This window comes from Enterococcus canintestini, from assembly GCF_001885735.1.
Taxonomy (GTDB): domain Bacteria; phylum Bacillota; class Bacilli; order Lactobacillales; family Enterococcaceae; genus Enterococcus_C; species Enterococcus_C canintestini.
In genome coordinates, this window is the sequence record NZ_JXKG01000005.1 from 133199 (window position 1) to 142646 (window position 9448).

Genomic DNA, 9448 nt, shown 5'->3' on the forward strand with positions numbered 1-9448 from the left:
ATTTTAACGAGTTCATTATGAATAACATCATAATCAAATAGAACAAATGAGGTGAAAACGATGCGTTTTAAGATTAATTTGGAATTTGTTTCGCTTTTGGAAGATTCAACTATGCCCATAAAGTATCATAGTTATTTTCTTTCGTTATTGAAACGTGGTCTTGAGCAAGCAGCCCCGGAAGTTTATCACGAGTTATATGAAACCAATCAACAAAAATTATTTTCTCAAGCTGTTTTTTTTAAAGCTGCGGTTTTTGAAAAAGAGCGAATTTTATTAAAATCGCCTAATGTAACTTATTTATTTTCTACTTCTCAAGCTGATTTAGCCATGGCTGTCTACAATGGCTTTATTTATTTGAAAGAATTGAAAGCGCTACCTTTTTGTGAAGGGTTGAAAATTCAAGTAAAATCCATTGCACCCATTTATCAGGTACCAATTAGAGAAAACGAAGTGATTTTTCAAGCTGTTTCTCCAATTTTAGCACGAGATCACAACCAAGAAACGCGAAAAGATTGGTTTTTGGATTTTAAAGATGAAAGATATGCTGCTGTTTTAAAACAAAATTTAAAAAACCGTCTCGAACCAGAATTAGGGCGTAGTGTCAATTTTGATATCGACAATTTAACAATCGAGCCTGTAAGGATGAAAAAGACAGTAACAAAAGCCTATGAAAAATATTATCAAGGGGGGATTGGTCAGATTAAATTGGTGGGAGAACCATATTTGTTGAATATCATCCGCGATGTGGGGCTGGGAAGCAAGACAGGCTTATACTTCGGATTTTTGAATCAAGTACAACAAGGTGGTGAAAAAAATGAGTGAATTAGCTGAAAATGACATCATCGAATTTCGCTTAAATTCTTGGCTGGAGAATGCAGCAATCTGTGGCTTAGTAAATATTTTAGGGGAAGACCATGTGACGATTAAAAATCAGAGTATTGAGGTTCCCTTATCAGAATTTGTCAATTTTGAAGAAGTATACTTCAACTATTTTGCGAAACAATATGAAAAATTATCCTCTTTTACAAAAATTCTCGCTTATGAAGCTGAAATGACACGACAACAACAAGATAACTTTAGCCATTTTACAAGAAAAGATTATGATCGCTTACAAAAATACTTAACCGACTTGAAGCGATATGGCACGAGTAACAGTTATAAAGCAGTTTATCCCCTAATTGAATCTTCTGTTGATATTGAGGGACTGCTAAAAAGTATCAAGCTAGATAAGTTGAAAAAAAATGAACTTGAGCAAAATAGAGAACAAGTTGTTGAAAGGGTTAAAAAGTTATATGAACAATTAGATAAGGTTTACGTCTATTTTAAAAGAGCAGATGTGCAACGTTATTTACCTGCTAAAATTCAAATTTATTCCGTCATTAATAAAGGTTATAGCGATGTCTCTTTTTTAAATCGCCAAGAAAGTAAAGGGGATTTTTTTGAGAAATATCATCAATATTTTGTTTCGTTCATGATGAACTACTTAAATGAAGAGCATAAAAAAGATAAATTGACTTGTTCAAATTGTCATCGGCCAATAAAAAAAGGAGACATATCGTACAGCTTCATAAATCAAGCCGGCTATGACGCAAATCGTAAGCAGAGTAACGCATGGGATTTTAACAATGATCTTTATATGTGTCCAATATGTCGGTTAATGTATACCTGTATTCCTGCAGGTTTTACGTATGTATATAATCAAGGATTATTTGTGAACGACAATCATACCCTCCAATCTTTAATAGATGTTAATAAAGGGATTCGTCTAAATGTTTTGGAGTTGAATAAGACAGATGTTCGATCCAAAAATACTTATGCGGCACTAATTCGAACCTTGCAAGATCAAATGAATCGTCAAAGTCGCAAAGAAATTCAAGATATTCAAGTAATTCGTTATGAAAATGAGCGCTATTACTTTAATCTATTGCCCAAACATATTTTACGAACAATCAATATGTCCAAAGAAAAATTACCGCAACTGTTTAATGCCGGCTTTACGTTAAATAGTGAGTCACATTATTTATATCCAGAGGTAGTAGATTCTTTAATGAATAATACTAATCTATTTCGTTTAATTCATCAGGTTTTACGCGTAAAAGCCACCGGTGGGCAAGTGTATACAAGTAGTAATCAAATCATGAAAATGATTGAAATTAATCAAAACTTTTTGAAGGAGTTGATTCAGATGACACCACTAGAACCACAAGAGTTAGAAAGAATACGACGGGATGGTTATTTTTTCAAAAAAGAATACGCAAATAAACGTAAAGGTGATTCTGTTGGATTACGGTTGTTGAATGCTTTAAAAGTCAATGATAGAAATGCTTTTATGGATATCTTGCTCAATAGTTATATGTATCTAAATAAGCAAGTCCCGCATTACTTTACGGAAGTTTTTTCTGATGATGAACATTACAAAACAATTGGTTATTGTTTTGTTACGGGGATGATTGGTGAAGCGCACAATGCAGAAGGAGGAAATGAAAATGAGTAAAGGATTAACACTAACAATGATTTTTTTAGCGGAAAGTGCCAATTATGGTGAGTCTTTAGGAAATGTCGCCTCTTTGAAAAAAATTACACGAGGTAAAGGTGAGCAGTACACTTATATTTCCCGGCAGGCGCTTCGTTATAATATTGTTGAACAATTAGGAGAGCCATTAGCCTCTTTAAGTGCTGAAGGTAGTGGGGCCAAACAAGTAATCCAATTTGACCAACATGCCACAATTGATAAATATCCGGAAGTAGATTTGTTTGGATATATGAAAACAGTCAAAGGAGATAACGCCTTAACTCGATCAGCTAAAGTCCGTTTATCAAATGCCATTTCATTAGAGACTTATAAAGGGGATACTGATTTTTTAACTAACATGGGCCTTGCAAAGCGTTTGCGAGAAAATGGTAATGAAAAAGCGATGAACTCTATCGCTCAATCTGAAATTCATCGTTCATTTTATCGCTATACCATCACAGCAGATTTAGATGAAATTGGCATTGACCATAATGGCGAAATTACGCTACCTAATGAAGAACGGAGTCGGCGCGTGCAAAAATTATTGGATACTATTCAATATTTGTATCGCGATATTCGTGGTCGCAGAGAAAACTTGCAACCTTTATTTGTGGTTGGGGGCGTTTATGAACGCAAAAATCCTTTATTTGAAAATGTGGTTGATGTTAAACAAAATAAAATTGATGTAGACAAAATTGAAGGTGTTTTAACGGATAAAATTCGAAATGAAACATTAGTCGGTGTAGTAAAAGATGCCTTTGAGAATACTGCTGAAATCAATCAAGTTTTAGATGGTAAAAAAATCCCGCAAGTTTTTGAAGAATTGAAACAGAAAGTAGCGGATTATTATGAAGGGAATTAAATTAATTATCCATCAAGACATGGTCAATTATCGTCGCCCAACTAGTTTCCAGCTGCGGGAAACGTATCCTTTACCACCGTTATCGACAGTAATTGGAATGGTCCACAATTTGTGTGGTTACCAACAATACGAACCAATGGATATCAGTGTTCAGGGGGATTACTTTTCTAAAACCAACGATTTATATACGCGATACGAATTTAAGAATGGAATGAAATTTGAAAAAGGCCGTCATCAACTAAAAGTTAATGAATTTGGTGTGGGTAGAGGAATTGGTTATACCGAATTGTTGGTGGATGTAAATCTAATCATACACATTATCCCTAAAGACCAGAGTAAAGTGAAAGAGATTTATCAGTTTCTCAAATATCCCGCAGAATTTCCCTCTTTGGGCCGGAGAGAAGATTTAGCAAATTTTGAAGAAGTGAAGATTGTTGAAATTCAAAAACAAGAATTATCAAATGAAAGAGATTTTAAAGATCAATGGCATGCTTATATCCCCATTAATTGGTTGACCGACGAAAAATTATCAATCGAAGGTGAAGGAACAGATCTTTCAGGAACGCGCTTTATTTTGCCTAAAGTATATGAATTATATAATCTGGGAACAGAAAAGAAACCAAAATACAAAAGAAACTGGATTGAAAGAGAAGAAGTTTTATATTCTGGTGACTTTATTATTTTTGAAGAAGAGATTGTACCAATTGACGAAGAAGGCGATATTGTGTTTTTGAATCTGGAGGAAGAATAATGGAATATTTAGCAAAATCTGCTGGAGAAACAATTATTCAACATACAGAAAATTTGTTGAAAAACTACGACCTTTTAAAAAAGTATTATCCGGAGATTCCAGTAAATTGGAGTCTCCTTCGTCTTATTTGTAAATATCATGATTTAGGGAAAATCAATGAATTATTTCAGCAAAAAATCAGGGAAGGTACGATGAAAAAAGAAGGGGAGATTCCCCATGCATTACTAAGCATTGCTTTGTTACCGGTAAAGGAATTAAAAAAAGTTTATGGTGTTGCTGACGTAAAAGCCATGACGTATGCCATTGCATTGCATCATGAACGTGACTTTTCTCAGCTTACTAAAGACCAATATGATAATGAGATAGCAAAGTTACAGGTTCCAGCAAAACATTTTCCTTTTTCTGAGTTAGGTTTACCTTTCCCCAATGAAATCAAACGCCCTGATGCGCGCTTTTATCGATTTTTACATCGACCTAGTAGTAAAGATGATTATTTTAAATTATATGTCATGCTTAAGGGCTTACTTAATCGTATTGATTATGCAGCTAGTGGGGATTATCCGGTTGAGTATCCAGCTAACTTTTTAAGTCATAATATGAGTCGGGTGTTAAATGGCTGGAAACAAAAATCTCCCACCGGCACAGCTGATTGGAACGAGATGCAAAAGTATGTTGAACAACATCAAAATGATAATTTGATTGTGATTGGCCAGACTGGATTAGGTAAAACAGAAGCGGGGCTACTATGGCTTGGTGATAACAAAGGATTTTTCACCTTACCTTTACGCGCAGCAATCAATGCTATTTATACACGAATTCGTGATGGTATTGCAGATAAAGCAAACTATCAACAACAAGTCGGGATTCTCCATTCTGATAGTTTAGCTGTTTTATTAGCAGAAGATAGTGAGAATGAGGTAGTTGAATTAGATCAGTTAGCGAATTACTTAAACGAAACACGCAGCTGGTCTTTACCGTTAACGGTCACAACTTTGGATCAAACCTTTGATTTTGTTTATCACTATGCAGGATTTGAGAAAAAGTTAGCAACTTTTGCTTATTCAAAAGTAGTGATTGATGAAATTCAAATGTATTCCCCAGATTTATTGGCTTATTTATTAAAAGGATTAAAAGAAATTCAAGATTTTGGTGGTAAGTTTTTAGTGATGACGGCCACTTTACCGGCATATTTATTGGATTTATTTCAATCACAAGGACTAAAGTGGGAAATGAGAGAGCAGCCATTTCTGGATGAAGATTTATTAGAACGCCACTATTTGCAGCTGATAAAAGATAATCTATCAGCAGAAATGGTTGCAAAACTGTATCAAAAGGGCAAGCTTTTAGTTATTTGCAATACAGTCAGAAAAGCTAAGGAAGTGTATCAAGAATTAAGCACACTTTTGCCTAAGGTAGAAATTCAATTAATTCACAGCCAATTTATTCGTAAAGATCGGCAACAAAAAGAACAGGAGATTATGGAATTTGCGCAATCAAATCAAGCTGGAATTTGGATTGCGACACAGGTTGTGGAGGCTTCACTGGATATCGATTTTGATTTATTAATCACAGAGTTATCAGAATTGAATGGCCTTTTTCAGCGGATGGGACGTTGCTATCGAAAACGTTCACTGGTAAATCGTAACAAACCAAACGTATATGTTTTTGATGGAGGAGATAATTTCACCAGCGGCATTAGTAAAAGTGAATATTCCATTGTTCATGACGAAATCTTTTCACTATCCAAGAAAGCTTTGCGCAGCAGAGAAGACGGCATTTTAAACGAACATGAAAAGATGAGCTTAATTGCGGCAACTTATACTACAGAGGCATTAAAAGAGACGAGCTATTACCATCAAATCAAAACGATGTTAGCGTGGCTGAGTGTAACTGAAAATGATGACAAAAGTGAAAAAGAAGTCAAACGACTTTTTCGAAATATCCAATCACGAGCGATTATTCCACGAAAAATTTATGACGATTTTACGACAGAAATTAATGAGTGCGTAAGAGTGTTAACCCTAACTTCAAAAGAAATTTCACAACAGTTTAAGGAAAATCCTAGCATTATTCGCCGCATTTACCGCTCAAAATTAGATGACTATAAAATCTCTATTGCTGAATGGTTATTTATTAAGTGCGCACAACAAAATCAAGTTCAATTCAAAGAAATTGGTAAATATGAGGGCTTTTATATCGTCGATGGAAAATACGCAAAAGATTATGGATTTGAAACATTGCACGGTGTAGAGGAAGATCGATTTTTTTAGGGGAATGACGATGAAAATTACTGGCAATATGATTAATTATTATTTTGTATGTCCGCGGAAATTATGGTTGTTTTCACAAGGCTTGCAATACGAGGAAGAAAACGAAAACGTTCAATTAGGTAAATTACTTGATACGAGCAGTTATAAAGGAAAACGTAAGCAAGTAATGTTAGATGGAACTATTAATATTGATTTTTTAGAGAAGTGGGAAATTTTACATGAAGTCAAAAAGTCACGAGCTATTGAGCCTGCTGCTATTTGGCAATTACGGTATTATTTGTACTATCTGCAAAAAAAGGACATTCCCGTTAAAAAAGGATATTTAGATTATCCAAAATTAAAAGAAAGAATTGAAGTAACTTTAGAACAAGATGACATAATGGAATTAGAAAAAATTTTACAACATATTCAGGAAATAATAGTCCAATCACAGCCACCAGAAATTGTAAAAAAGAAAATTTGTTCAAAATGCGCCTATTACGAATATTGTTTTATTTAGGAGGTGAGATATTGGAAAGTTATTACCTATATTCAAGCGGCACATTAAGTCGAAAGGATAATGTCGTTCGCATGGAAACGGCAGATGGTCGCAAAAAAGATTTAAAGATTGAAATGACTAGGGACTTATATTTATTTGGGGAAGTAACGACAAATACAAAGTGTTTGAGCTATTTATCTGAAATGAAAATTCCAGTTCACTTCTTTAACTATTATGGCTACTACACTGGAACTTTTTATCCTAGAGAAAAAAATGTATCAGGAAAATTACTTGTAGAGCAGGTTACTCATTCTGTAGAAGCAGAGAAACGAATTACTTTAGCACAAAAATTTGTTGAAGGTGCAACAGCAAACAATTTGCGTAATCTGCAGTATTATAGGAGAAGAGGAAAAGAAGTAGGTGAACAAATATCGAGTATCGAAGCGGTGAGAAAAAGGATATATCGTACAACTGAAATCGATGAGTTAATGGGAATAGAAGGAAACATTCCTCAGATTTACTATAGTGCTTGGGAAACAATATTGAACAATCAAATTGAATTCAAAGCCAGAGTGCGAAGACCACCTGATAATATGGTGAATTCTTTACTTTCTTATCTCAATATGTTGACCTATAGTGCTTGTTTATCTGAAATTTACGTGAGTCAGTTAAATCCGACTATTAGTTATCTCCACAGTAATTCAGAGAGAAGGTTCTCACTAGCTTTAGATATTTCTGAAATTTTTAAGCCGTTAATTGTAGACCGTTTGATTTTTTCTTTAATTAACAAAAAGATCATCAGTGAAAAAGATTTTGAAAAAGGATCGATGGGAAATTACTTGAAGCAAAATGCCCAGCAAAAAGTGTTACGTCAGTTTGATGAGCGATTAAATAAGACAATTAGGCATCGAGAGCTCAAAAGAAATGTTTCTTATCGCAGACTAATGCGTTTGGAATGTTATAAGTTAATTAAACATTTTATGCACGATAAGGAATATGAACCTTTTAGAATTTGGTGGTGAATCTATGTATATAATCTTAGTATATGATATTTCATTAGAGATGAACGGTGCGCGGGTTTTAAATAGAGTCTTTAAAATTTGTAAAAAGTATTTAACCCATATTCAAAAATCCGTTTTTGAAGGAGAAATCACACCTGCAAAACTAAAAAAATTGGAACAGGAATTAAAGGAATATATACGAGATGATCTGGATTCTGTTCTAATTTTTAAAAACTCTAATAAACGATGGTTAACAAAAGAGTATATTGGTATAGATAATTCAGATATTCTCTCTAATTTTTTTTGAACTTCTAATCAATCTGTCAATGGGTAATAACCGATAAATCCTGTAGTTATGACGACAGGCAGAGAATCCAATTCAAAAGAGGATTCTTAATATTATTTCTTGTTATTTTTGAAAAGAAAATTAATAAATTTTCTTGGGTAGACAGATAACCACTTTACTACCCTTTGTATAACTTCAGTTGAGCTTGCGGGGTACAAATCTAAAAATAGTGGAATGTAAATTGAGTTTGGCTTGTGGGCACATGAAGGAACGGCAAATGTACAAATCTAAAAATAGTGGAATGTAAATTTACAAAAGCATTACTAATCGAGAAAGTGGGTGAAGGTACAAATCTAAAAATAGTGGAATGTAAATGTTTTAAAATGTCATGTTTTGGTTGTAACTGTGTTGTACAAATCTAAAAATAGTGGAATGTAAATTTCCAAAACAGTTTTGACAACGTTATCCGCTTCAAAAGTACAAATCTAAAAATAGTGGAATGTAAATACAAAAATGCAAGAAATAACACTTGCAGACAACGCGTACAAATCTAAAAATAGTGGAATGTAAATCGGTTCTGGTGTTGGTACAGAAGATTGGGAATTGTCGTACAAATCTAAAAATAGTGGAATGTAAATAATGAATAATAGATACGTGGTTTATGTAAAATCAGAGTACAAATCTAAAAATAGTGGAATGTAAATTGGTATGGCAGAACGGAGAAGCATTACCCAACGCGTACAAATCTAAAAATAGTGGAATGTAAATCAATCAGACATGGTTCGTAAAATGCAAACGTTATTAAGTACAAATCTAAAAATAGTGGAATGTAAATTTTTTCGTGATAAGTTGTTCCATGTACAGCTTAGCGTACAAATCTAAAAATAGTGGAATGTAAATATGGAAGTAATCGACTTTAAACGAGAACGTAACCACGTACAAATCTAAAAATAGTGGAATGTAAATAACGGAGTGACAAAAGATAATATAACAAACCTAACTGTACAAATCTAAAAATAGTGGAATGTAAATGTGGATGAACAATACTTGATTGTTTCTGCTGACTTTGTACAAATCTAAAAATAGTGGAATGTAAATGTAAAGCATTCTCTCCAACGACATCTCGGTCAATATGTACAAATCTAAAAATAGTGGAATGTAAATATCGCAGCTTTGGTTTCTAAGAAAACTATCATTATGGTACAAATCTAAAAATAGTGGAATGTAAATGCCTTTTAATGGCTACATTGGTTTAATGGACTTGTGGGTACAAATCTAAAAATAGTGG

At 33.6% G+C, this 9448-nt stretch carries 8 protein-coding genes and 1 CRISPR repeat array; all 8 genes read left to right on the forward strand.

The window, feature by feature from the left end; all coding sequences use genetic code 11:
• The first annotated feature begins 60 nt into the window (after window positions 1–60).
• Genes cas6 through cas2 form a run of 8 tightly spaced genes read left to right on the forward strand, consistent with a single transcriptional unit; the run spans window position 61 to window position 8181 of the window.
• Window positions 61–822 (forward strand): CRISPR-associated endoribonuclease Cas6, encoded by a 762-nt coding sequence (gene cas6 / locus RU96_RS05035; protein WP_071864446.1) that lies wholly within the window; start codon window positions 61–63, stop codon window positions 820–822.
• Window positions 815–2494 carry a type I-B CRISPR-associated protein Cas8b1/Cst1 gene (gene cas8a1 / locus RU96_RS05040; protein WP_071864447.1) on the forward strand — a complete coding sequence of 560 codons (1680 nt, stop codon included), beginning with the start codon at window positions 815–817 and terminating at the stop codon, window positions 2492–2494. The genes cas6 and cas8a1 overlap by 8 nt, the downstream gene beginning before the upstream one ends.
• Window positions 2487–3374 carry a type I-B CRISPR-associated protein Cas7/Cst2/DevR gene (gene cas7i, locus RU96_RS05045; protein WP_084035461.1) on the forward strand — a complete coding sequence of 296 codons (888 nt, stop codon included), beginning with the start codon at window positions 2487–2489 and terminating at the stop codon, window positions 3372–3374. Before cas8a1 ends, cas7i begins: the two co-directional genes overlap by 8 nt.
• On the forward strand, window positions 3361–4125 hold the full coding sequence (gene cas5 / locus RU96_RS05050; RefSeq protein WP_071864449.1) for a CRISPR-associated protein Cas5: 765 nt from the start codon (window positions 3361–3363) through the stop codon (window positions 4123–4125). The genes cas7i and cas5 overlap by 14 nt, the downstream gene beginning before the upstream one ends.
• Window positions 4125–6395 carry a CRISPR-associated helicase/endonuclease Cas3 gene (locus RU96_RS05055; RefSeq protein ID WP_071864450.1) on the forward strand — a complete coding sequence of 757 codons (2271 nt, stop codon included), beginning with the start codon at window positions 4125–4127 and terminating at the stop codon, window positions 6393–6395. The genes cas5 and RU96_RS05055 overlap by 1 nt, the downstream gene beginning before the upstream one ends.
• Before the next feature lie 10 nt (window positions 6396–6405).
• A complete protein-coding gene (cas4, locus tag RU96_RS05060) occupies window positions 6406–6894 on the forward strand; it encodes a CRISPR-associated protein Cas4 (RefSeq protein ID WP_071864451.1) in 489 nt (162 codons plus the stop codon).
• 11 nt (window positions 6895–6905) lie between these two features.
• Entirely contained in the window at window positions 6906–7895 is a 990-nt protein-coding gene (cas1b, locus tag RU96_RS05065) for a type I-B CRISPR-associated endonuclease Cas1b (RefSeq protein WP_211269896.1), read from the forward strand.
• Between the two features lie 4 nt (window positions 7896–7899).
• Complete coding sequence (gene cas2, locus RU96_RS05070) at window positions 7900–8181, forward strand: CRISPR-associated endonuclease Cas2 (protein WP_071864452.1); 282 nt, start codon at window positions 7900–7902, stop codon at window positions 8179–8181.
• A 191-nt stretch (window positions 8182–8372) separates the two neighbouring features.
• A CRISPR array of direct repeats spans window positions 8373–9390; the repeat unit is 30 nt; unit sequence GTACAAATCTAAAAATAGTGGAATGTAAAT.
• The last annotated feature ends 58 nt before the right edge of the window (window positions 9391–9448 follow it).

Bases quoted from the DNA above. Each gene is read 5' to 3' on its own strand.
- cas2 (WP_071864452.1), top strand. From the start codon at position 7,900: ATGTATATAATCTTAGTATATGATATTTCATTAGAGATGAACGGTGCG.
- cas5 (WP_071864449.1), top strand. From the start codon at position 3,361: ATGAAGGGAATTAAATTAATTATCCATCAAGACATGGTCAATTATCGT.
- cas8a1 (WP_071864447.1), top strand. From the start codon at position 815: ATGAGTGAATTAGCTGAAAATGACATCATCGAATTTCGCTTAAATTCT.
- cas6 (WP_071864446.1), top strand. From the start codon at position 61: ATGCGTTTTAAGATTAATTTGGAATTTGTTTCGCTTTTGGAAGATTCA.
- cas4 (WP_071864451.1), top strand. From the start codon at position 6,406: ATGAAAATTACTGGCAATATGATTAATTATTATTTTGTATGTCCGCGG.
- RU96_RS05055 (WP_071864450.1), top strand. From the start codon at position 4,125: ATGGAATATTTAGCAAAATCTGCTGGAGAAACAATTATTCAACATACA.
- cas7i (WP_084035461.1), top strand. From the start codon at position 2,487: ATGAGTAAAGGATTAACACTAACAATGATTTTTTTAGCGGAAAGTGCC.